A 24,177-nucleotide genomic window follows, 5' to 3' on the forward strand; every position below is an offset into this window, starting at 1 on the left:
GAACCAGGCGTTTGAATGTGTGGGCTGGAGCGGCGATTCGCGCCGATGTGAATCGATGGGCTGGATTCAGACGAGCGAGGCAGACGGCTCAACCCGGACCAAAATGAAATAGCCAATTTAAGATGCGTCCGATCGTCAGCAAAACGGCTGGAACATAAGCTGGTGGATGGTTTCCCATCCACACGCGCCGGCGCGCAGCGCGCCGCCAGCGCCTTCCAGCAGGTCCCTCATGGAACATCAATCCCACCCTGACGCCGCAAACACCGGCACGCCGCCCTCCGCTTACCTCACCTCGCTGATTGAGGCCGCACTCGAAGCACACCAGGCCGGCCACCTCGATGCCGCCGAGCCGTTCTGCCGCGAAGCCCTCGCGCTTGATCCCGCGTATGCCAAAGCGCTGCATTACTTCGGCGTGCTGCAACATCAGCGCGGCGACCATGGTTTCGCCGCCGAGTTGATGAGCGAATCGCTCAAACTCGATCGCACCGACGCCGCCCGCTGGAGCAATCGCGGCCTCGTCGCCGCCGCCCTCGGCCATCCCGGCGAGGCGATGATCTGCTACGACCAGGCGTTGCAGTTACAGCCGGATTTCGCCGACGCGCGCAACAACTTCGGCGTCGCGCTACAAGCGCAAGGCGCGCTCGAAGAGGCGATCGGGCAATACCAACTGGCTTTGACGGCGAATCCGTCGATGGCCGATACGTATCTGAATCTCGGCACCGCGCTGAGCAAGCTTGGTCGCTACCACGAGGCACTGGGCTGCTATCGACAGGCGCTGTCGCTCGATCCGCAATCGGCGGAGGCGCACTTCAACGCGGGTAATGCGCACAACGCACAGGGCGATCACGTGGCGGCCATCGCCAGTTTCGAACAGGCACTGGCACTGCGCGGCGACTATGCCGAGGCGCACATCAACCTGGGCAGCCTGATCGGTAAGCGCGGAGACTACGCGGGTGCCGAATCGAAGTATCGGCAGGCCGTCGCACTCACGCCGAACCCCACGAATCTGGTTTGCCTCGGTGGATCGCTCGGCGCCCAAGGCCGTCTGGACGAAGAGGAAGGTTTCTATCGCCAGGCGCTTACGCTCGATGCCAACTACGCGGACGCGCATCAAAACCTCGCGTGGCTGTTGCTCAAGCGCGGGGATTACAAACAGGGCTGGGCAGAATTTGCGAAGCGCTGGCGCAGGAACGATTACGAGGCGATCGCCGTGCCGGACGTTGCCGAGTGGCATGGCGAGCCGCTCGACGGGCGCCGACTGTTGCTGATCGGCGAACAGGGTTTCGGCGATCACTTCCAGTTTCTGCGCTAAGCACGCGTGCTCGAGCAGCTTGGCGCCACGGTCGATATCTGTGTGCGCGAGCCGCTGCTCCCGCTGGTCGGGCGCATTCCGGGCGTGCATCGCGCGTTCGGTGGCACGCCAGACGGTCAGTACGATTTCTGGGTGCCGATGATGAGCGTGCCCTCGTGCGTCGGCACCGAGCTGCCGACCATTCCCGCGGAGGTGCCGTATATGTTCGCGGACAAGGCAAAGATCAAAAAATGGCGCAGGCGGGTGGACGCAGCCGGCAAAGGAAAACGCAAAGTGGGCCTGGTCTGGTCCGGCAGTCCGACGTTTGGCAATGACCGTTATCGCTCGATGACATTGGCCGACTTGAGCATGCTAGGCGAGTTGAAAGACGTCGCATGGTACGCACTGCAAAAGGGCCTGGCGCACGATCAGTTGGCTGATGCGCCCGAAGCTTTCCGCGCCCACGATTTCACCGCCGATCTGCACAACTTCGACGACACGGCCGCGCTCATCATGAATCTTGATCTCGTGATTGCCGTGGACACCGGCGTGGCGCACCTGGCTGCCGCGCTGGGCAAGCCGGTGTGGGTCCTGCTGCCCGCGAACTCCGACTGGCGCTGGCTCGAAGCGCGCAGCGATTCGCCATGGTATCCGTCGATGAAATTGTTCCGGCAAGCGGCGTTGGGCGATTGGGCGCCGGTGGTCAACCGTGTGTCGGACGAACTACGCGACGGCAGTCTATAAAGTCTTCGCTGCGCAGATTTCAGGCGATCTTGCGCAGCGCCTTTTCAACCCGTTCATGCGCAGACAGAACGCCACCGCGCCGCGCGTTAAGAACGACGACGCTGCTGCGCCAGCATGTAGGCGCGCAACAATTTGTTGATGCGCGTCTGATAGCCCGCCCCCTGCCCTTTGAACCACTCCAGCACGTCCGCATCCAGGCGCATCGTTACAGCCTGCTTCGGCGGAACGTGCAGCTCAGCCCGGTCAAAAAAGTCGTCGCCCAATTCCGGCACATCGCTCGTGTCGATTTGCGCGTCGCCTGCCTTTGCAAGCCGCTTCCAGTCGGTTCCTGATGTTTTACCCATAATTTCGCCTCTGCTCGTTTTCAGCCATTCCAACGCCACCCACGGTGCCAGTCAATTCCAGACGCTGTACTTGTAGCGTTTCACCTCATGCCTTGTCGCCTTGCGGGCCGAAATGATACGGATCACATCCGCACTGCGTTCAACGTACACCACCACGCCTACGATGGCGGCCATCCAGCCTAACGCGACCCAGCGATCTTCACCGTAGTCTTCCCGCTGATCTATCGCCGTCAGCACCGGATGATCGAACACGTCGACGGCATCTCCAAAGTCGATGCCATGCTTACGAATGTTGATTTGATTCTTGACTCCGTCCCATTCAAACCGCACTCAGCACCTGTATTGACGTCTGTACATACATCATAGCACGCATGGGTAGCTATGTCCGCGTGAGCCGCGAGCAGTTTGCGGCGCACGTCGGCATCGGACTGGTTGTTCAAATACCGGTTCCTATTCTGGCCGGACGGCCTACCCCGGTTCGGACTGTAGCCGGACACTCTGTGCATGTCTCGCGCAAGGCTGGGACGAATCTCACCCCGCATCCACCACGAACCCGTGCTGCCGCAATAGCTGCAGCACACCCTTGCGGCCGCCCAGATGCAATGCGCCGATCGCCACGAACACCGGCTTGTTCGGCCCGGCGATCAGCAGCATCCGCGACACGAAGCGGCGGTTGCGCTCGTACACGATCCGGTTGTCGATCGAACCGGAGATACGCTTGTCGCGCGCCAGTTTTTCGGACTTCGCAGTTTGCCAGGCCGCGATCGCATCGGCATCCCCCACTCGCCACAGCCGATGCAGCGTCTTCACATCGTCGACGTTTTCCGCAGGCGTCTGCACCAGGTCTTGTGCGAGCATTTCGCGTTGCTGCGCGAGCGTGAGTCCGGTGAACGCGCGCATCTGCTGAGGCAAGGTCTCGAGACCAACGATCTTGCCGCGTGTCCTGATGTACACGTTCTGCAATTGCGCTTCCGTGCCGTACTCGGTCTGCAAGCCGGCACTCAACGAATCGTAGGTTTCGACCACGAGAGACGCGAGCCACGGCCGCATCTTCTTGATCTCATCCAGCGCCGCGGGATTGCCACGCAGGCGTAAAGCCAGCTTGTGCCACAGCGGTTCCGGCAGCAGGCCCGGCAGACAGTCGCGCCGGCATACGCCGTACTTCGACACGTCGTCTTGCGAGACCAGCAATTCGTCGGGCGAGAGTTCGAGCGCCAGCGTCGGCGATGCCGCCAGTGCGCCGAGGACCGGCGCGCGGAAGGGTTGCCCGGGCGGATAGTCGGCGGGGTCTCCCACGTGCAGCGTGCCGAGCACATAGATGGTCGTGGTGCCGCGTGTCGCGACGTAGAACGGCATGCGCGCCGGTTGCATACGCACCGGGCCGCTCGCCGTGGTGCCCGGCGTGGCGGGCGGCGGATTGAAGCCCGGCAGGGTGGCGCGTGGCGGCGCCGGCAGATTGGGCACTGGCAGCGCCGGCCGCCCCGCCTGAGCGGGCGTATTGGCGGCCGCCCCGGCGGCCTGCGCGACGCCGATCGGCCCCGCGCCCGGATGAAAAACAGAACAAACGCCGAGGAGCACGGCACCGGTCAGTGCGCGCGCTCCCCAGCGCCGCGCAAAAGCAGCGTGGCAGCCGCCATCACGCGAGCGGCGCGTAAGACGACGCGCCGCCACTGCATCAGGCATCCACGTCCCCCACCTCCTCGGCACGGTGACATGACACCTGACGGCCATCCACTTCACGCAACTTCGGTTCTTCGCTGCGGCACCGGTCGATCGCGTACGGGCAGCGCTGATGGAACGTGCAGCCCGACGGTGGATGCAGCGGTGACGGCATTTCGCCTTGCAGCTTGATCTTGATCGTGCGGTCCGCTTCGAAGATCGAAGGCGTGGCCGACATCAACGCACGCGTGTACGGATGACGCGGATTCGAGAAAATCCGTTTCTTGTCGCCGAGTTCCGCCACGCCGCCGAAGTACATCACCATCACATCGTCGGCGATGTGCTCCACCACCGAGAGATTGTGCGAGATGAACACGTAGCTGGTCTTGAACTGCTCCTGCAGATCCATGAACAGATTGAGAATCTGCGCCTGGATCGACACGTCGAGCGCGGACACCGGTTCATCGGCAACCACGATCTGCGGATCGAGGATCATCGCGCGCGCAATCGCCACGCGCTGACGCTGACCGCCCGAGAACATATGCGGATAGCGCTTTGCATGTTCGGGACGCAGGCCGACAGTACGCATCATCTGCGCGATCCGTTCGGCACGTTCGGTCGTGCTCAGTTGCGTGTTGATCGCGAGCGGTTCGCCAAGCGTCTGCTCGACGGTCTTACGCGGATTCAGCGAAGCAAACGGATTCTGAAACACCATCTGCACGCGCCGCCGCAGCGCGGCGATCTTCGCGTGATCGGCACCGGCCACGTCTTCACCGTCGATCAACAAGCGGCCCGCGCTGGGTGCTTCGATCATGGTCAGTTGCCGCGCGAGGGTGGATTTTCCGCAACCGGATTCACCCACCACCGCGAGCGTCTTGCCGCGTTCGAGCGCGAACGACACGCCGTTCAACGCCTTGACCGTGCCCTGGCTGAACATGCCGCGTTTCACCGTGTAGTAACGCGCAAGCTGGTCGGCAACCAGCACGTGATCGCCCGGATGGTCCGACTGGCGCCGCGGTTCGAATACTGCGTTCATCGTGCGCCTCCATGGGTGTGAACGTTGGCGTCGCCGCTCAGGTTCAGGGGTTTGATGCAGCGCACGCGCGCCACTTCAGCGTGGTCCTGCATCTGCGCCAGTGCGGGGCGCGCCTTCATGCAGTCGTCGACCACGTACTTGCAGCGCGGTGCGAAGAGACAGCCTTTGGGACGGTCGTCGCGACCCGGCACCATGCCCGGCAGCGCGGCGAGCCGCACCGCGCCGACATTGTGCTCGGGAATCGCCGCCAGCAACGCTTCCGTATACGGATGATGCGGCGCCGCGAAGATATCCGGAACGCGGTTGGTTTCGATCACTTCGCCAGCGTACATGACCGCGACGCGCTGCGCGACCTCGGACACCACGGCCAGATCGTGCGAGATCAGCACGAGCGCCATGCCGCGTTCCTTCTGCAGCTTGATCAGCAGCTCCATGATCTGCGCCTGAATCGTCACGTCGAGCGCGGTGGTCGGCTCGTCGGCGATCAGCAGCTTCGGGTTGCAAGCGATCGCCATGGCGATCATCACGCGCTGGTTCATGCCGCCCGACATCTGATGCGGGAACGAGCCGATGCGGCCTTTAGGGTCCGGAATGCCGACCTGGTCGAGCAACTCCAGCGTGCGTTTGTCCAACGCGCTGCCGCGCAAGCCCTCGTGCAGCTTCAGCACTTCCTTGATCTGATAGCCGACCGTGTAGCTCGGATTCAGACTGGTGAGCGCGTCCTGGAACACCATCGCGATGTCTTTGCCGATGATCTTGCGGCGCTCTCTTGCCGATGCCTTCAGCAAATTCTTGCCGTTGAAGGTGACTTCATCCGCGGTGACTTTGCCTGGCGCGTCGATCAGGCCCATCAGCGCCATCATCGTCACGCTCTTGCCCGAACCCGATTCGCCGACCACGCCGATTACTTCGCCCGGCGCCACGTCGAGGTTGATCCGATCGACAGCGGGCAGGCCGTTGAAGTCCACCGCGAGATTGCGGATGGTCAATAACTTATCCATATCAGGCCATCCGTTTCAGTTTGGGATCGAGTGCGTCGCGCAGCCCGTCGCCGAGCAGATTGATCGCGAGCACCGAGATCAGGATGGAGAGGCCCGGCATCGTGACGATCCACCATGCACTGTCGATATAGTCGCGCGCCGAGGCCAGCATCGCGCCCCACTCCGCCGACGGCGGTTGCACGCCGAGACCGAGGAAGCCGAGCGCCGCGGCGTCGAGAATCGCCGACGAAAAGCCCAGCGTAGCCTGCACGATCAACGGTGCGGTGCAGTTCGGCAGCACTTGCGAGAACATCAGGCGCAGCGTGCTCGCGCCGGCAACACGCGAAGCCGTCACATACTCTTTCTGCAATTCGCCTTGCGCCGAAGCACGCGTCAAACGCACATAGCCCGGCAACGCGACGATCGCAATCGCCAGCATCGTGTTGACGAGACCCGGACCGATGATCGCGACCACCGCGACTGCGAGCAGCAGCGAGGGCAAGGCGAGCAGCACGTCCATGATGCGCATGATCGGCGTATCGGCCCACTTCTCGAAGAATGCCGCGATCAGACCGAGCACGATGCCCGGAATCAGCGCCAGCACCACCGAAACGAAGCCGATCCAGAACGACAACCGCGCGCCGTACATCAGACGCGAGAGGATGTCGCGGCCCGCTTCGTCGGTGCCGAGAATGAACTTCCAGTTGCCGCCGTCGAGCCATGCGGGCGGGATCTTGACGGAGTCGCGATACTGCTCGATCGGGCTATGTGGCGCGATCAACGGCGCGAAGATCGCGATGAAGATCAACACCAGCACGACCATGCCGGCGCCGACCGCGCCACGATTGCGCGAGAAATTCGCCCAGAATTCGCGAGCGGCTATTGCGCGGCCACTAGGTGGCGTGACCGCGGTGGGGACTGTGTTTTGAATGTCTGCCATGGTCGTGTTACCTCGTATGGCGAATGCGCGGGTTCAACACGCCGTACAGCAAATCGACGATGAGGTTCACAACGATCACCAGCGTAGCGATCATCAGGATACCGCCCTGCACCACCGGATAATCGCGTCGGCCGATCGCGTCGATCAGCCACTTGCCGATACCCGGCCACGAAAACAGCGTCTCGGTGAGCACCGCGCCGGCGAGCAGCGTGCCGACCTGCAAGCCGATCACGGTCACGACCGGAATCAGCGCATTACGCAATGCATGCACAACAATCACGCGGCCAGGCGACAAGCCCTTCGCACGCGCAGTGCGGATGTAATCCTCGCGCAACACTTCGAGCATCGACGAGCGCGTCATACGCGCGACGACCGCCAGCGGAATCGTGCCGAGCACAATGGCCGGCAGGATCAGATGGCTGAGCGCGGATTTGAACGCGCCTTCGTCGGTGGACATCATCGCGTCGATCAGCATGAAGCCGGTCACGTGCGGAATGTCGTATTCGACCGCGATGCGGCCCGACACCGGCGTCCAGCCGAGCTTCACGGAAAACACCATGATGAGGATCAAGCCCCACCAGAAGATCGGCATCGAGTAGCCGGTCAGCGCCGTGCCCATCACGCCGTGATCGACCACCGTGCCACGCCTCAAGGCCGCGAACACGCCCGCCGGAAGGCCGACGATCAACGCGAACATCATGGCGCAGAACGACAGTTCAACGGTAGCGGGGAAGCGTGCAAGGAATTCGCCCATCACGCTGGTATTGGTGATGATCGAGGTGCCGAGGTCGCCGTGCGCGGCGCGTCCAATGTAGTGGACATATTGCATCGGCAGAGATTCGTCGAGCCCGAGGCGATGCATCGCGGCGGCATGCATGGCGGGATCGACGCCGCGCTCGCCCATCATCACTTCGATGGGGTCGCCCGGTATCAGGTGAATCAGCGCAAACGCGAGGATCGTGATGCCGATAAACGTCGGTATCACCATGCCGATGCGGCGCAAAACAAAGCGGAACATGGTTCGTCCCTATGGTCTTGATGAAGAAAAAACGCAACCGGCGACGAGGGCTTGTGACCCCGGCCGCCGGACCATTTCGACCAGTTTTCTAACCGTGCGAAAAGCTACTGCGTAAGCTTGACTGTATTACTTTTACTTGACGCTGACGCCATCGAAGCGCGCATAACCGAGCGGCTCGATACGCATATCGACCACCTTCTTGCTGACAGGCTGGTACACCGTCGAGTGAGCGATCGGCGAGAACGGCAGTTGCTGCGCGAAGATCTGCTGCGCCTGCGTGTACGCCGTCGTGCGTGCGCCCTGATCGGACGTGACGCGACCCTTCTGGATCAGATCGTCGAACGGCTTATAGCACCACTTCGAGAAGTTGTTGCCGTTCACCGCTTCGCAGCCGAGCAGCGTGCCGAGCCAGTTGTCCGGATCGCCGTTGTCGCCGGTCCAGCCGATCAGCATCGTGTCGTCTTCGCCTGCGTGAGCGCGCTTGATGTACTCGCCCCATTCATACGTGACGATCTTCGCCTTCACGCCGATCTTGGCCCAGTCGGCCTGGATCATTTCCGCCATCAAGCGGGCGTTCGGGTTATACGCGCGTTGCACCGGCATCGCCCACAGCGTGATGTCGAAGCCGTTCGGGTAGCCGGCCTTCGCCAGCAGCGCCTTGGCCTTGTCCGAATCGTAGGACGGGCTCTTCAGATTCTTGTCATACGACCATTGCGTCGGCGGCATCGGGTTCGTCGCGGACTGGCCTGCGCCCTGGTACACCGACTCGATGATCGCCTTCTTGTTGATCGCCATGTCGAGCGCCTGACGCACTTCCAGCTTGTCGACCGGCTTGTGCGTCACGTTGTACGCGAGGTAGCCGAGGTTGAAGCCCGGCTGCGACGGCATGTCGATGTTCGCTTCAGCCTTCAGCGGCGCGATGTCGGCCGGACGCGGATAGCTCATCACCTGGCATTCGTCGCGCTTGATCTTCTGCACGCGCACGCCGGCGTCCGGCGTGATCGAGAAGATCAGCTTCGAGATCTTCACCGCGTTCGGCTTCCAGTAATCCGGATTGCCGTCGAAACGGATCGTCGCGTCTTTCGTGTAGCTGCGGAAAATGAACGGGCCCGTGCCGACCGGATTCTGGTTGATGTCGGCGGCTTTGCCGGCCTTCAGCAGCTGGTCCGCGTATTCACCCGAGAGGATCGACGCGTATTCCATCGCCATGTTCTGGATGAACGGCGCGTTGACTTCCTTCAGCGTGAACTTGACCGTGTACGGGTCGACCTTTTCGACGCTGGTGATCAGCTTGTCGAGGCCCATGTCCGTGAAGTACGGGAACTGGACCGGGTACGCCTTACGGAACGGCTGGTTCGTGTCCAGCATGCGCTGGAACGTGAACACGACGTCGTCCGCATTGAATTCGCGCGTCGGCTTGAAGAACGACGTGGTCTGGAACTTCACGCCATGACGCAGATGGAACGTGTAGGTCTTGCCGTCCGCGGAGACATCCCACTTCTCGGCGAGGCCCGGTTCGACTTTGGTGCCGCCGCGTTCGAATTCGACGAGGCGGTTGTAGACGGTGAATGTATTAGCCGTGAAATCGGTGCCCGTGGTGTATTGGGCCGGATCGAAACCCGCAGGGCTGCCTTCTGAGCAGTAAACCAGGGTTTTATTCGGAATCTCGGCGCGCGCGACACTTGCGCCCACCAGCGATGCCGCTGCAGCGGCGACGAGCGTCGTAACACGCGCAGCGCGCAACAGGTTGTTTTGCTTCATGTTTCCTCCAGGTTCGGGGCCGGCTCCCGCCGGCGTAGCGCGATATTACTTGAGCTTGGCTACCACCAACAAGCGGAGGAAAATACCCCCGTTGACGATCGGAAACAGATGCGGCATATGGGCGACCGCACGCCGGCGCTGGCCGGAACGTGCGGCGCCAAAGGTGGGCCCGGCAAAAAGCGGCCCACGGGTTGTTTCTGCGGCTATTTCAGGCCAACGCTCATGAATTGCGTCGGACCGAACGGGTCGATCTTGAAGCCGGTGACGTCTTTGCTGATCGGCTGGTAGACAGTCGAGTGGGCAATCGGCGTGAACGGAACCTGTTGCTTGAAGATTTCCTGCGCTTCCATATATGCCTTGGTTCGCTCGGCGAGATCGGTGGTGCCGCGGCCTTTCCTGATCAGGTCGTCGAAAGGTTTGTAGCACCATTTGGAAAAATTGCTGCCCTTCACCGCATCGCAGCCGAGCAGCACGCCAAGCCAATTGTCAGGATCGCCGTAATCCCCCGTCCAGCCGATCAGAATCGCCTCGTGTTCGCCAGCGTGGGCGCGGCGGATGTACTCGCCCCACTCGTAGGTGGCGATCGTTACCTTGACACCGATCTTCGCCCAGTCGGCCTGCAGCATTTCGGCCATCAGCCGGGCGTTCGGGTTGTAGGGACGCTGTACCGGCATGGCCCACAGCGTCAGGTCGAAGCCGTCCGGGTAGCCGGCCTCCTTCAGCAAAGCCTTGGCCTTATCAATATCGTAAGGCGCATCTTTCAGGTTCTTGTCGTAACCCCATTGGGTCGGCGGCATGGGATTCGTCGCGATTTGCCCGGCGCCCTGATACACCGACTCGATAATCGCTTTCTTGTTGATCGACATATCCAGCGCGCGTCGCACCAGCACGTTGTCGAGCGGTTTTTTCGTCGTGTTGTAGCCGAGGATGCCCAGATTGAAGCCAACCTCGCTCGGCAGTGCCAGCGACGAGTCGGCCTTGATCTGCGGAATATCCGCAGGGCGCGGATAACTCATCACCTGACATTCTCCCCGTTTCAGTTTCTGCAACCGCACCGCAGGGTCCAGGGTGATCGAAAAGATGAGCTTGCCGACCTTCACGATGCCCGGTTTCCAATAGTCGGGATTGCCGTCGAAGCGGATCGTGTCGTCCTTGGTATAGCTTCGGAAAATGAACGGCCCGGTGCCGACCGGGTATTGATTGATATCGGACGCTTTACCGGCTTTCAGCAGTTGATCCGTGTACTCCGCCGAGAGAATCGACGCGAACGGCATCGCGATCTGCTGCAGGAACGGTGCATCGACTTCCTTCAGCGTGAAGCGCACGGTGTACGGATCGAGTTTCTCGACCTTGGCGATGTTCTTCGCCAGTCCGAGGTCGACGAAGTAGGGAAATGGAACCGCGTACGCCTTACGGAACGGCTGGTCCGGATCCAGCATCCGCTGGTAAGTGAAGACGACGTCGTCGGCATTGAATTCGCGGGTCGGCTTGAAGAACGAGGTGGTCTGAAACTTCACACCGTGCCGCAGGTAGAACGTGTATTGCAGGCCGTCCGGCGACACCTCCCACTTCTCGGCGAGGCCCGGCTCGATATCGGTACTGCCGCGCGCGAACTCGACAAGGCGGTTGTAGACCGTGTACGAGGCGGCGGTGAATTCGACACTGGTCGTGTACTGCGCGGAATCAAAGCCCGCGGGACTGCCTTCGGAGCAGAACACGAGCGTTTTGTCGGGCAGGGAAGCCGCTTGCGCCGCCACGGGCAACATGCTTGCCGTGACAACCGCGAGGGCGGCAAGAACTGGCTGGCAGAACTGGCGAACCGCAAACAGCTTCTCTGAGACTGTCATATCGTTCTCCGCACAGCAGCCACGTCGGCTGCGCTTCGAGCATAGACAGCGCAAAAATCGGGTTCAATGCGGGCTTATACGTGCGGAAGGAAATGCCGGGTGGCACATGTCTGTTGCGGCGCAGCAACAGTTTCAGAACAAATTCGCGGGCGCGAATTTTCCGTACGAGATAGATGGCCGCGCGAGATTGCCCGCCCGAAAAAAAACCGCGCGGTTTGGTCAACCGTGCGGTTCTTTACAACGATGTTCAGGCCACTGGCGGTCGCCCGGTGCTTAAGCGCCGAGCCGCTCGCAGATCGCCTTGGTCGCCGCTGCGCCGTTCAACGTATAGAAGTGCAGGCCCGGCACCTTTGCGTCGATGAGACGCTGGCACAGATCCGTCACCACATCCAGCCCGAACGCGCGAATCGACTCGCGGTCGTCGCCGAAGCTTTCCAGACGGCGCGCGACCCAACGCGGCACTTCCGCGCCGCACATCTCCGAGAAACGCATCAGCTGCGAGAAGTTCGTGATCGGCATGATGCCCGGCACGATGGGCACGTCGACGCCGAGCTTCCTCGCATCGTCGACGAAGCGGAAGTACGCGTCCGCGTTGAAGAAATACTGCGTGATCGCCGAATTGGCGCCGGCCTTCACCTTATGGGCGAAGTTTTCCAGATCGTGACGCGGCGAGCGCGACTGCGGGTGGTACTCCGGGTAGCCGGCCACCTCGATCCAGAACCAGTCGCCGAACTCGGCGCGGATAAAGCTCACGAGTTCCGACGCGTAACGCAGTTCGCCGACTTCGCCCATGCCGGACGGCAAGTCGCCGCGCAATGCGACGATATGGCGGATGCCATGCGCGCGGTACTCGTTGAGGATCGCGCGCAGACTCTCTTTCGACGAGCCGATGCACGACACGTGCGGTGCCGCTTCAAGACCTTCCTTCGCCATTTCGACGACGGTATCGAGCGTGCCCTGTTGCGTCGAACCGCCAGCGCCGAACGTGACGGACACGAACATGGGCTTGAGCGGTGTGAGCTGCGCACGCGTGGCGCGCAGCTTCTCGACGCCTTCCTGCGTTTTCGGCGGGAAGAATTCGAATGAAAGTTCGATCGGGTTCATGATTCAGTAGATCAACCGATACTGCGGTTGCCGAAAATAAGCGCGGACAGCAGCCACGAAACGATGCTGTACAGAATCGAGCCGAAGAACGCCGACCAGAAACCCGACACTTCGAATCCCTTCAGCAGCGACGCGCACAACCAGAAGCACAGCGCATTGACCACCAGAATGAAAAGTCCGAGCGTGACGATCGTAACGGGCAGCGTCAACAGGATCAGCACCGGTCGCAGAATCGTGTTGATCAACCCGAGTACCACCGCGACGATCAAAGCGGTGCCAAAACTGCGGATATGAATCGACGGTACGAGGTAGGTGATGATCAGGAGCGCAAGCGCGTTGATCAGCCAGGTCAGCAGCACGGTCATGTAGAGCTCCTTTCAGGCAGGATGTCCGTTTGAACGGGACGAGGCGGGCATGGCGAACCGGGCGGCGCCTTGCGGGCCGCCCGGTCGTCAAACTGTCATGCTTTAACCGCCCGCGTGCTTAATGTCACTTAGACGCGGTTACTTAGTAGCGGTAGTGGTTCGGCTTGAACGGGCCGTTCTTGTGGACGCTGATATAGCCAGCCTGATAATCCGACAGCACCGTCAGTTCCGCGCCGATACGACCAAGGTGCAGACGCGCGACCTTTTCATCAAGGTGTTTCGGCAACACGTAGACCTTGTTTTCGTACTTGTCGCCGTGAACGAACAGCTCGATCTGCGCGATCGTCTGGTTCGTGAACGATGCCGACATCACGAACGACGGATGACCCGTCGCGCAACCCAGATTCACGAGGCGGCCTTCAGCCAGCAGGATCACGCGCTTGCCGTCCGGGAAAATGATGTGGTCGACTTGCGGCTTGATGTTTTCCCACTGGTACTGGCGCGTCGAGGCAACGTCGATTTCCGAATCGAAGTGACCGATGTTGCAGACAATCGCGTTGTTGCGCATGGCAGCCATATGATCGTGGCCGATCACGTGGAAATTGCCCGTTGCCGTCACGAAAATGTCGGCCTTGTCGGCGGCATATTCCATCGTCACGACGCGATAGCCTTCCATTGCTGCTTGCAGCGCGCAGATCGGATCGATTTCCGTGACCCACACCGTGGCACCCAGACCGCGCAGCGATTGCGCGCAGCCCTTGCCCACATCGCCGTAACCGGCCACGACCGCGATCTTGCCCGCGATCATCACGTCGGTTGCGCGCTTGATGCCGTCGACCAGCGATTCACGGCAGCCGTACAGGTTGTCGAATTTCGACTTCGTGACCGAGTCGTTCACGTTGATGGCCGGGAACGGCAGGCGCCCTTCCTTTTCCATCTGATACAGACGGTGCACGCCGGTCGTGGTTTCTTCGGTCACGCCCTTGATGTGCGCGAGACGCGTCGAGTACCACACCGGATCCGCATCCAGATGCTTGGCGATCGACTTGTACAGCGCAACTTCTTCTTCGTTTTCCGGCTTCGAGATCACCGAACGGTCTTTCTCGGCCTTCGAGCCGAGGATCAACAGCAACGTAGCGTCGCCGCCGTCGTCGAGGATCATGTTGGCAAATTCGCCATTCGGCCATTCGAAAATGCGGTGCGAGAATTCCCAGTATTCGTCGAGCGATTCGCCCTTGAATGCGAACACCGGCACGCCGCCTTGCGCGATCGCGGCGGCTGCATGGTCCTGCGTCGAGAAAATATTGCACGATGCCCAGCGAACGTCCGCGCCGAGTGCCGTCAAGGTTTCGATCAGCACGCCGGTTTGAATCGTCATGTGCAGCGAACCCGCAATGCGCGCGCCCTTCAGCGGCTGCGAGCTCTTGTATTCCTCGCGCGTCTGCATGAGGCCGGGCATTTCGGTTTCAGCGATATTCAGTTCCTTGCGGCCCCAGGCTGCAAGCGACATATCGGCGACGAGGAAATCCTGCCTGGAATTTGAATCGAGAACTGCGGCGTTCATCACGCCCTCCTTTCTAAGAAATTGACTAGAAATTTGACGTGAGCGCGGTTCGATGCGGTGGATGGGAACGCGCGGTGCGCCTCCTGCCCCTCCGATTGAAGCCTCCGAGCCTGGCGGGCGGCCGGCGAATGCTGATTCGCGGTACCCGTCGCAACGCTCCTCGAAGACGAACGGCGATTGTAGCAAATCGAGATGGCTTCGGGGTGGGGATCGGGAGGGTGCTGCATTGGGGGCGGATTGAGCGCGGTTTGCGCGGGTGAGTTACTAAGCGGGCTGATTCGAGTGAGCAGACGCGGCAGGCTCGACAACGACGCTTGCCGTGCGCAATTGCTCGATACCCGCGCGCGCGGTGTCGAGGAACTGCCTTGAAAAGTGGAACGCCTCGGCCACATCGGCAGGATCCGGCGTCTGAAAGCCAAGTGCAATGCGGAAATAGCGTTCGGCGTGAATGCCCGCGTGATAGTGCATGCGCACGCGCTTCACGTCGTCCAGACGCCGGTTGCCGAAAATATCACGCAACGCCCAAGAAAACGCGCCGTCTTCGCCACCCATGCGGCGGAACACGTCAGTCATCGGAAAACCGCCGAGGGCCGCAAACACCGCGCGACGAATAATCAGGCTGCTCGGCACGGTGTTGCTGAGCGTGGCGGCATGCTTGTCGAAATCGGGGTGACCGAGAATATCGGCCGGAAAATCCGTGTAGTCGACGTCGAGACGTACGGACACTTCTTTCGGGTTCTGCGCGAGAAACGCACTCGCGACGGCTAGCGCGCCGGGCAGGTATTCGTCGTCAGCGTCGAGGAAAGCAAGCAGACCGTGATCCGCATGCATCGCGCCCCAGTTGCGCGCCCGAGCCGGGGTGCCGTTGCACGGCATCTGCAGCAGGCACACGCGCGGGTCGAGACGCCCGAAGTGTGCGACCAGGTCTGCGGAGGCATCGGTCGAGCCGTCGTCCACCACCATGATCTGCGCGGCTTCCGGTTGGATCAGGCAACTTTGAAGCGCGCGGGCGAGCGTCGTCGTGCCGTTGTAGCAGGGAATGATGATCGAGATGGGCGTCATGGGCTGAAACAGGCGCGGCGGGCCGAACGATAGAGAACCGCGGATGTTATCCCGCTTCCGGCGGCGTCCATCCTGGAAAAGCTGACGAAGCACCGTGCGCGACCGCGCCGAACAACGCGCGGCCCACGAACGACGCAGATACGAAGTGCATCATCAGGTTGCGCCTGCGGCATAAATTTAATGACTTACAATTACCGAATTCATTCCAAATTGGAATTTCGGAGCCAGGCATCGTGGAACTACGTGCGCTGCGGTATTTCGTCGAAGTGGTCCGTCAGCAGAGCTTCACTGTCGCAGCCGAGCAGATGTTCGTCACGCAGCCGACCATCAGCAAGATGGTCAAGTCGCTGGAAGATGAAATCGGTTCGCCGCTGCTATTGCGCGACGGGCGCCAGATGGTGCTGACCGACGCCGGCCGGATCGTCTACCAGCGCGGTCAGGACGTGCTGGCGGCGCACGCGCAATTGCAGGCCGAACTGAACGATCTCGACACCCTCGGTCGGGGCGAGCTGACCATCGGCATTCCGCCAATGGGCGGTTCGCTGTTCACGCCCGCCATTGCCGCTTTCCGCCAGCGCTACCCGAAAATCGAGCTGAAGCTGTTCGAGCAGGGTTCGCGCGCGATCGAAGCCGCGCTGATCCATGGCGAGCTGGAACTCGGTGGAGTGCTTCAACCAGTCGATCCGGAAAACATCGACGTGCTGCCGATGACGCGGCAATTGCTATGGCTGGTCGCGCGCGCCGGCTCGCGCTGGGACGACCTGCACGAAGTACCGCTCGCCGAGCTCGCCAACGAGCCGTTCGTGTTCTACGGCGAGAGCCTCGCACTCAACGATGTCGTGCTGAATGCGTGCCGCGCTGCCGGCTTTGCGCCGACCATCGTCGGGCGCAGCGGGCACTGGGATTTCATGGCGGCGCTGGTGCTGGCCGGCGTCGGCATCGCGCTGTTGCCGGCGCCCTACTGCCGACGGCTCGACCCTGCGCAGTTCACCTGCCGCCCCGTGGTGGAACCGGAAATTCCGTGGGAGATGGCGATTGGCTGGCGCCGCAACGGGTATCTGTCGCATGCGGCGCGCGCGTGGCTGGAGGTGGCGCGCGAGACGCTGCCCGGCCAGGCCGGCGACGATTTCATGCTGGGGCCGGGCATCGGCGTGATCGGCATCACGGCGCCTGTTCAGACACCGAAGCCGTAAATGCGGCTAACGCGAACGGGACCACTGCAAATGCGGCCACCGCAAACGCGGCCGCCGCCAATGCGGCCAGCCAAATGACAACATGCCGCCCGGCGCAGACCGGACGGCATGTTTTTCAGGCGCACCTCAGCGACTCACCTCAGCGGCTTACCTCGGACGCTCACCGAACGTCGTCATTACTGTTGCGTGACAAACTCGATGCGGCGGTTAGCAAAGCGGCCACTCGCCGTGTCGTTGCTCGCGACCGGACGCACGTCGCCGTAACCTTGCGCGACAAGCGAATCCGCCGGCACGCCCGTCTTTACGAGATACGCACGAACCGCTTCGGCGCGCCTCGTCGACAGTTCCAGATTGGCTTGTGTGCCGCCGACATTGTCCGAATAACCGGCCACTTCGAGCTTGGGCGCCCTGCCGTTGCGGGCGCAGGCGTGCAGCACTTGTGCCGACTGGTTCAGATCGGCCATCGCCGAGACGGGCACGCGGGCGCTGGCGCTCACGAAGTTGATGACCTGCAGGTTCAGGACCTTGACCACGTCCGCTGTCACGCACGAGCTGTCCGGCGCGAGCAGGCCCTTGATCGCACCGTGGAAGTTCTCAGTTGCATTGGCGACCGCCTGTTCGACGTTGAACGAACCGATCTGATACGACGCGCCGAACAGCGACTTCAGCTTATCGAGCCAGCCGAGCTTTGCGTTTGCCGCGCTGCCGCTCAGTTCGATGCGCGCGCCGTCCACTTTCACCTCCGCGCCCGGCAATGCCATTAGCGGCATCAGGCCGTCAAGACGAGCGAGCCAGTCGGCCGACTTCGTGTCCTGGTCCACTGTCACGTTCGCGACGAAATGCTCGGCACCGATGCGCCTGGTCAGCGCGTCGATCAGTTGAGTCTTGTCGGCTTCGCTGCCGACCGTCGCGGTGAGCGTCGGCTTGCCGGCGGCGTCGACCGTGAAGCTGATCTGGCTGTCTTTGGTCGGCGCGGGTGCGGCGGCGGGCTGCTGCGCTTCGCTGGCGGCGCTTGCCGCAACGGCGCTGGCGGCTGCCGTCGAAGCCGCTGCGTCGCTCGCAGCGGGCGTTAAGACCGCGGCGGCCGAGGCCTCAGCCGGTGCGGATGCGGGCTGCGCAGTGGCCGCGGCTTCCGCGCTACTGCGCTCACTGCTTTGTGCGCCGCGTTGCTCATTTTGGCAACCGCGCAGGAAAAGGAAAGCCAGCACGGCAGCAATCGCCGCGAGCAGCCACCACAGCCACTTGCGCGGACGGCGCTCTTCGCGCACCACAGCGTCGACTGGCACGCGGATGCTCGACATGGCCTCGGCCACCGGCTTGGCGGCAGGCGTCGGATGGTCGATGTGCGCCGAGACCGCCTTCAGTTGCGACAGAATATTGCCGCTGAACGCGCCAAGTGTGCTCAGGCCAAGGCCGCCCATCAAACGATCGTTCAGGTACGGCGCAATCGCCGGCAGTTGATGATCCAGCAGCGTCGGCAGTTGGCCCACGTTGCCCTGGCCTTCGAGAAAATGACGCTTCAGCAGGCCCAGCAGCGTTGCGCCGACGATGCCCGTCATGGCGTGCGTCGCATGCGCCGGCACACCGGTTTGAGTGGCGACTTCGTCGCTGAGCGTATCGACGCGGCGATCGAGCACGCGCTCGAGCAAGTGGCGACCCGCACCTTCCAGTTGGCTCACGCCGGTGGTGCTGCCGAGCAGTTGCGGCAACTGCTCGGCGATGTGGCCATTCACCTCAGGCGAAATGATCGCGGCGAACAGCGACCGCGCGCCGTCGAGCGTTGCACCCTTCTGCATCAGGCCGGCGATGAGCGCCGGGCCGGTTGTTGCAAGCACCTTCTGGGTCGCGTCCGGCGGCAGCCCGAAGCGGGTCGCCAGCTGTCGCACAATACCGTCCGTCAACGCGGACTGAATCAGCTGAATCACATTGATACTCATTGCTTCGCTTCCTAGAGTTCCCGAACGCGCCACCTGACGCGCTCTTTTTCGCGGCGCGATTATAGGTTTGGGGAAATCTCATAAACGAAGCGACACAATTTATGACGAATTAACCGACGTTCGCCTAAATATTCTTATATTTACGACCAAGATTAAGAAGATTGCTGTTCCTCACGCCGCTACACCGGCGACTCCCGCCGCCATCGCAGGCACCGTTTGCCCCGCGCGTCGGCTCGCCACAATCAGTTCAGCCGCGCGCTCGCCGATCATCACCGTCGGCGAATTCGTGTTGCCGCCAATCAGCGTCGGCATCACGGACGCATCGACGATCCGCAGCCCCGTCACGCCGCGCACCCGCAACTGCGGATCGACCACAGATTGCGCGTCGCCGCCCATCCGGCACGTAGCCACCGGGTGATAGATCGTGTCGGCATGCTCGGCGATGGTCCGGCGCAAATCTTCCTCGGTCTGGCCGGAATGCGTGTACAGCTCCTTGCCGCCGTGTAGCGCCAGCGAGGGTGCGTCGAGAATGCGCCGCGCCATCTGCGCGCCTTCCACCAGCAGGTCGAGATCGCGCGAGTCGCTGAAAAACCGCGGATCGATCACGGGCGCGGTGCGCGCGTCGGCGCTCGCGAGCGTCACCGTGCCGCGGCTATGCGGACGCAACACGCACACGTGCAGCGAATAGCCGTGGCCCCAGTGCATATGGCGGTTGTGGTCGTCGACAATGGCCGCGCAGAAATGCAGTTGCAGGTCCGGGCGCTCGAGCGTCGGCCGGCTCTTCAAAAAGCCGCCCGCTTCGGCGACGTTGCTCGACAGCATGCCTGTCCCATGCCGCATGAAGGTCACGAACTGCGGCAGCATCCGCGCGATGCCGCGAATCGAAAAGCCGGTCGGCTCGATCGACGACACCCGTTTATTGATCGTGAAGTCGACGTGGTCGATCAGGTTCTGACCGACCACGGGCGCATCGTGCAGCACGTCGATACCGAGCTGTTGCAAATGCGCCGCCGGCCCGATCCCCGAGCACATCAGCAGTTGCGGCGAATTGAACGCGCCCGCTGCGAGCACCACCTCGGCGCGCGCTTCGAGCGTTTCAGTACGGCCGCCGCGCACGATTTCGACGCCGCTCGCGTGCTTGCCGTCGAAGGTCACGCGCAGCACCGTCGCATCGGCGATCGTATGGAGATTGGGCCGCGCGCGATCGTAGATATAAGCACGCGCGACGCTGCAGCGCTGTCCGTCGCGCTGCGTCACCTGATAGAAACCGACGCCTTCCTGGTCCGCCCCGTTGAAATCGGTGTTCAGTTTGTAACCGGCTTCGGTCGCGGCCTGCACGAAGCGCTTCGAAAACGGATTGTGATAGCGCAGATCGGACACCGTTAGCGGGCCGTCCGCGCCGTGCCATGCATCGGCGCCGCGCTCGTTGCCTTCGGCCCGACGGAAATACGGCAGCACGTCGGCCCACGACCAGCCTTCGCAGCCGAGCTGCGCCCATTCGTCGTAATCGAGCGGATGGCCGCGCGTGTAGATCATGGCGTTGATCGCGCTCGACCCGCCGAAGCCCCGCCCGCGCGGCTGATAACCCTGGCGGCCGGCGAGCCCCGGTTGGGGCGTCGTCAGATAGCCGTAGTTGGTTTTGAGTTTGTGCGGCACGACGGCCGCCACGCCCACCGGCATGTTCACGAACAGATTGCGGTCCGTATGCGGACCCGCTTCGATCAGGGCGATCGTCGCGTCGGGGCAGCTATCCGCCAGACGGCTCGCGAGCGAGCAGCCGCCCGAGCCCGCACCGACAATGATGTAGTCGTATTGCATCCGCTCCTCCTGGTGGGGCCGCGTTGCTTGCAGACCCGGTCTCGTGCACACTTGTCTACGTGTGTTTTATCGGCATTGTAGGGAGCGTTCAGGCGCGACGGCGGGTTCGTGTCAGAGCGATCCCTCTAAACGAAAGCCCGCCCGCGACCCTATGATGAAAGACGCGCATGCGCCCGCCAGGCCGCCGCGCACGGCATTCAAACACGGCGCCTCGCACGCCGTCCTCTGAGCGTGCGGCACGACACGCCGCGATAAAACAGCACGCCGTCGATCAGCGGCGGCACGCATCCGGTGAACGGAGACAGCAGATGGATCGGAACAGCTTCGGCCACACCCACGACGTGACAAATCAGGCGCCTCCTCTCGCGGACTACAACCTGTTTTCGAGCGACGTGGCGTTGTCCGCCGCCCTCGACCGCGAAGGGGCCGCGTGGCATCGCGAGGCGTTGCAGCGGCACGGCGCGGCCCTCACCACGCCCGAGACACTTGCGCTTGCCGAACTGGCGAACCGCCACACGCCCGAACTTGTCACACACAGCCCGCGCGGCGAACGCATCGACGCGCTGGAGTTTCATCCTTCGTGGCATACCCTGCTGTCGCTATTGCGCCGCGAAGGCCTGCACGCATTGCCGTTTTCGGATCCGCAGCACGGCGCCATGGTCGCCCGTTGCGCGGGCTATTTCCTGCACGCGCAACTCGAATCCGGCTCCCTCTGCCCGCTGACGATGACCTTCGCGAGCATCCCCGTGTTGCAACGCGAACCCGCGTTGTTCGACACGCTGCGCGACAAGCTCTATGCCCGCGAACACGATCCCCGCGACGTGCCGCTCACGCAAAAAACCTCCGCGATGATCGGCATGGGCATGACCGAGAAACAGGGCGGCTCGGACGTGCGCAGCAATCAAACCTGTGCGTATGCCACGCCCGGCAGCGGCCGCGGCCGCGGCACCGAATACCGCCTGGTCGGACACAAATGGTTTTTCTCCGCGCCGCAATGCGACGCGCATCTGGTGCTCGCCCGCACCGACGATCACGCGAGCCTCTCATGCTTTTTCGTGCCGCGTTTCGCGCCAGATGGCAGCAAGAACGCGGTGCAGATCCAGCGTCTGAAAGACAAGCTCGGTAACCGCTCGAATGCCAGCAGCGAAGTCGAATTCTTCGACGCGTTCGGCATCATGATCGGCGACGAAGGCCGCGGCGTGCCGACCATCATCGAAATGGCGAACTACACGCGGCTCGATTGCGTGATCGGCAGCGCGGCCTTGATGCGCGCGGCGCTGGTGCAGGCGATCCACCATGCCCGGCATCGCAGCGCCTTCGGCCGGCATCTTGCCGATCAGCCGTTGATGCGCAATGTGCTCGCCGATCTGGCGTTGGAATCGGAAGCCGCGACGGTGTTGTTCATGCGGCTCGCGCGCGCTTTCGAAGAATCGGCCGATGCGTCGTCGGCCGCACCCGCCGAACGCGCATGGCGGCGGATCGTCACCCCGGCGGCGAAGTACTGGGTCTGCAAGCGCACGCTGGAATTCACCGGCGAGGCCATGGAAGTCTGGGGCGGCAACGGCTACGTCGAAACCGGTCCGATGGCGCGCTTCTATCGTGAAGCGCCGGTAAATTCGATCTGGGAAGGTTCGGGCAACGTGATGTGCCTCGACGTGTTGCGCGCCATAGAGCGCGAGCCCGACGCGGCGCAGGCCCTGTCCGCCGCATGGCAGGCGGATGCGCAAGGGCACCCGGCTTTGAGCGCCGCACTCGGCAGGCTCGCCGCCACGCTCACCGGTCCGGCCGAACATCGTGAAGCCTCCGCTCGACGGATCGCGCAGCAGATCGTGCTGATCGCGCAAGCCACCTTGCTCCTGAAGCACGCGCCGCTCGAAGTGGCCGAGGCCTTCATCGCCACGCGTCTCGCCGACGGCTGCGGCGAGAACGGCCGCGTGTACGGCACGCTGCCGGTCACGTTCGACCACGCGGCGATCATCGAAAGAGCATTTCCCGCTTGAAGCGAAGCGGGTGGATCGACAACGTACCAGGCACATCAATAAGCGCGACTTAACGCGCACCGTTATCCATCAGGGAGTGGACATATATGAAGAACGATCTGCCGGAAGTCGCCGCGCTCGAAGCGCTGCTGCGCGATCAACGCCATGCTTATTTGCGCGCGCCGTATCCGTCGTGGGAGGCCCGCGCCGGGCATCTGAAAGCGCTGCGCAACGTCATGCTCGACAACCGCGACGCACTCGCCGACGCGATGAACGCCGACTTCGGCAATCGCGCGAAGCAGGAAGTGCTGCTCGCCGAATTCCTGCTCATCAAGGAAGAGATCGCCGGCGCGCTCCGGCACGGCAAACGCTGGATGAAAGCGCAGCGCCGCAGCACCAACAAATGGCTCATGCCGGCGCGCGCGAAAGTCGTGCCGCAGCCGCTTGGCGTGGTCGGCATCATCGTGCCGTGGAATTATCCGGTGCTGCTCGCGGTGGGTCCGCTGATCAGTGCGCTGACGGCCGGCAACCGCGCGATCATCAAGATGTCCGAATTGACGCCGCGCACTTCGGCGCTATTCGAGCAGCTGATCGGCCAGACCTTTGCACGCGATCACGTCGCCGTGGTGAACGGCGACGCCGCGCTCGCCGCCGCGTTCAGCGCGCAGCCGTTCGACCATCTGCTGTTCACCGGCTCGACCAAGGTCGGCCATGAAGTGATGCGCGCCGCCGCCGAACATCTGACGCCGGTCACGCTAGAACTGGGCGGCAAGTCGCCGGCCATCATCGGTCAGCACGCGCGCTTCGACTACGCGGTGGATAACCTCGTCGCCGGCAAGACGCTCAACGCCGGCCAGACCTGTGTCGCGCCGGACTACGTGCTGGTGCCGCGCGGCAAGGAGCAGGCGTTCATCGACCGGGCACGCGTGCGAATGACCAAGATGTACCCCGGCTTTGCGCACAACCTCGATTACACCTCGATCATCTCGGAGCGGCACTTTACGCGACTGCAACGACTTGCCGATGAAGCGCAGGCCGCAGGCGCGCAACTACACACGCTCACCGACAGCATGCCGGACGAGGCAAGCCGCCGCTTTCCGCTGATCGCCGTCACGAACGCGCCGGATGAAAGCGCGCTGATGCAGGAGGAAATTTTCGGCCCGCTGCTGCCGATCGTCTCCTATGACACGCTCGACGACGCGATCGCATGGATCAACGCGCGTCCGCGTCCACTCGCGCTGTATCTCTACGCCGACGACACCGCGACCATCGATCGCGTCACGCGCGACACCATCGCGGGCGGCATGGCGATCAACGAAACGCTCATGCATCTGGCGTGCGAAAGCCTGCCGTTCGGCGGCGTCGGTGCGAGCGGGATGGGGGCTTATCACGGTTACGAAGGCTTCGTGACCTTCTCGAAGATGAAGCCGGTGCTGACGCAGGCGCGCCTGAACGCGCGCGGCTGGATCTCGCCGCCGTACGGCAAGCGGGTGAATGCGCTACTGAAGTTGATGATGCGGTTTTGACGGGCCGGC

General features: G+C 62.7%; 18 protein-coding genes, 1 pseudogene and 1 riboswitch. Of the genes and pseudogenes, 4 read left to right on the forward strand and 15 right to left on the reverse strand.

Translation table 11 applies throughout. The annotated features are described in order from the left end of the window. The first annotated feature begins 229 nt into the window (after window positions 1–229). A pseudogene (locus B0G76_RS33400) lies at window positions 230–2,035 on the forward strand (tetratricopeptide repeat protein). Between the two features lie 86 nt (window positions 2,036–2,121). Here the strand turns inward: B0G76_RS33400 and B0G76_RS33405 are convergent. From B0G76_RS33405 to B0G76_RS33465, 13 genes are all read right to left on the reverse strand, one after another. Continuing rightward, on the reverse strand, window positions 2,122–2,412 hold the full coding sequence (locus tag B0G76_RS33405) for a BrnA antitoxin family protein (protein ID WP_236066917.1): 291 nt from the start codon (window positions 2,410–2,412) through the stop codon (window positions 2,122–2,124). Window positions 2,413–2,430: 18 nt separating this feature from the next. After that, window positions 2,431–2,709 (reverse strand): BrnT family toxin, encoded by a 279-nt coding sequence (locus B0G76_RS33410; RefSeq protein WP_120297094.1) that lies wholly within the window; start codon window positions 2,707–2,709, stop codon window positions 2,431–2,433. 201 nt (window positions 2,710–2,910) lie between these two features. Continuing rightward, entirely contained in the window at window positions 2,911–4,062 is a 1,152-nt protein-coding gene (locus tag B0G76_RS33415; protein WP_120297095.1) for a TraB/GumN family protein, read from the reverse strand. Continuing rightward, window positions 4,055–5,074, reverse strand: a complete 1,020-nt coding sequence (locus tag B0G76_RS33420) for a peptide ABC transporter ATP-binding protein (protein WP_120297096.1) — start codon at window positions 5,072–5,074, stop codon at window positions 4,055–4,057. The genes B0G76_RS33415 and B0G76_RS33420 overlap by 8 nt, the downstream gene beginning before the upstream one ends. Further along, the gene (locus B0G76_RS33425; protein WP_120297097.1) at window positions 5,071–6,075 is read right to left on the reverse strand and encodes an ABC transporter ATP-binding protein; all 1,005 of its coding nucleotides are present in this window, start codon (window positions 6,073–6,075) and stop codon (window positions 5,071–5,073) included. The genes B0G76_RS33420 and B0G76_RS33425 overlap by 4 nt, the downstream gene beginning before the upstream one ends. Window position 6,076: 1 nt before the next feature. After that, complete coding sequence (locus B0G76_RS33430) at window positions 6,077–6,994, reverse strand: ABC transporter permease subunit (RefSeq protein ID WP_120297098.1); 918 nt, start codon at window positions 6,992–6,994, stop codon at window positions 6,077–6,079. Window positions 6,995–7,001: 7 nt separating this feature from the next. Then, complete coding sequence (locus B0G76_RS33435; protein ID WP_120297099.1) at window positions 7,002–8,012, reverse strand: ABC transporter permease subunit; 1,011 nt, start codon at window positions 8,010–8,012, stop codon at window positions 7,002–7,004. 132 nt (window positions 8,013–8,144) lie between these two features. Continuing rightward, on the reverse strand, window positions 8,145–9,773 hold the full coding sequence (locus B0G76_RS33440) for an ABC transporter substrate-binding protein (RefSeq protein ID WP_120297100.1): 1,629 nt from the start codon (window positions 9,771–9,773) through the stop codon (window positions 8,145–8,147). Between the two features lie 203 nt (window positions 9,774–9,976). After that, window positions 9,977–11,620 (reverse strand): ABC transporter substrate-binding protein, encoded by a 1,644-nt coding sequence (locus B0G76_RS33445; RefSeq protein ID WP_120297101.1) that lies wholly within the window; start codon window positions 11,618–11,620, stop codon window positions 9,977–9,979. 273 nt (window positions 11,621–11,893) lie between these two features. Next, window positions 11,894–12,724: a methylenetetrahydrofolate reductase [NAD(P)H] gene (gene metF, locus B0G76_RS33450; RefSeq protein WP_120297102.1), complete on the reverse strand. Its 831-nt coding sequence runs from the start codon at window positions 12,722–12,724 to the stop codon at window positions 11,894–11,896. A gap of 11 nt (window positions 12,725–12,735) precedes the next feature. Further along, window positions 12,736–13,089 carry a phage holin family protein gene (locus B0G76_RS33455; RefSeq protein ID WP_028198543.1) on the reverse strand — a complete coding sequence of 118 codons (354 nt, stop codon included), beginning with the start codon at window positions 13,087–13,089 and terminating at the stop codon, window positions 12,736–12,738. A gap of 142 nt (window positions 13,090–13,231) precedes the next feature. Further along, the gene (gene ahcY / locus B0G76_RS33460) at window positions 13,232–14,653 is read right to left on the reverse strand and encodes an adenosylhomocysteinase (RefSeq protein WP_120297103.1); all 1,422 of its coding nucleotides are present in this window, start codon (window positions 14,651–14,653) and stop codon (window positions 13,232–13,234) included. A gap of 33 nt (window positions 14,654–14,686) precedes the next feature. Next, window positions 14,687–14,821, reverse strand: a riboswitch (S-adenosyl-L-homocysteine riboswitch). Between the two features lie 96 nt (window positions 14,822–14,917). Further along, the gene (locus B0G76_RS33465) at window positions 14,918–15,715 is read right to left on the reverse strand and encodes a glycosyltransferase family A protein (RefSeq protein ID WP_120297104.1); all 798 of its coding nucleotides are present in this window, start codon (window positions 15,713–15,715) and stop codon (window positions 14,918–14,920) included. A 233-nt stretch (window positions 15,716–15,948) separates the two neighbouring features. Between B0G76_RS33465 and B0G76_RS33470 the strand changes: the two genes are divergently transcribed. Further along, window positions 15,949–16,908: a LysR family transcriptional regulator gene (locus tag B0G76_RS33470; RefSeq protein ID WP_120297105.1), complete on the forward strand. Its 960-nt coding sequence runs from the start codon at window positions 15,949–15,951 to the stop codon at window positions 16,906–16,908. A gap of 176 nt (window positions 16,909–17,084) precedes the next feature. On the opposite strand, the gene B0G76_RS33475 is transcribed toward B0G76_RS33470, so the two are convergent. Together B0G76_RS33475 and B0G76_RS33480 are read right to left on the reverse strand one after the other, a co-directional pair. Next, the gene (locus tag B0G76_RS33475; protein WP_120297106.1) at window positions 17,085–18,845 is read right to left on the reverse strand and encodes an OmpA family protein; all 1,761 of its coding nucleotides are present in this window, start codon (window positions 18,843–18,845) and stop codon (window positions 17,085–17,087) included. A gap of 171 nt (window positions 18,846–19,016) precedes the next feature. Continuing rightward, window positions 19,017–20,663, reverse strand: a complete 1,647-nt coding sequence (locus B0G76_RS33480; RefSeq protein WP_120297107.1) for a GMC family oxidoreductase — start codon at window positions 20,661–20,663, stop codon at window positions 19,017–19,019. Window positions 20,664–20,971: 308 nt separating this feature from the next. Between B0G76_RS33480 and B0G76_RS33485 the strand changes: the two genes are divergently transcribed. Next, on the forward strand, window positions 20,972–22,663 hold the full coding sequence (locus B0G76_RS33485; RefSeq protein ID WP_120297108.1) for an isovaleryl-CoA dehydrogenase: 1,692 nt from the start codon (window positions 20,972–20,974) through the stop codon (window positions 22,661–22,663). Between the two features lie 86 nt (window positions 22,664–22,749). Continuing rightward, window positions 22,750–24,168, forward strand: coding sequence for a coniferyl aldehyde dehydrogenase (locus B0G76_RS33490; protein ID WP_120297109.1), 1,419 nt, complete (start codon window positions 22,750–22,752; stop codon window positions 24,166–24,168). The last annotated feature ends 9 nt before the right edge of the window (window positions 24,169–24,177 follow it).

The sequence above is a fragment of the Paraburkholderia sp. BL23I1N1 genome (genome assembly GCF_003610295.1).
Lineage (GTDB): Bacteria > Pseudomonadota > Gammaproteobacteria > Burkholderiales > Burkholderiaceae > Paraburkholderia.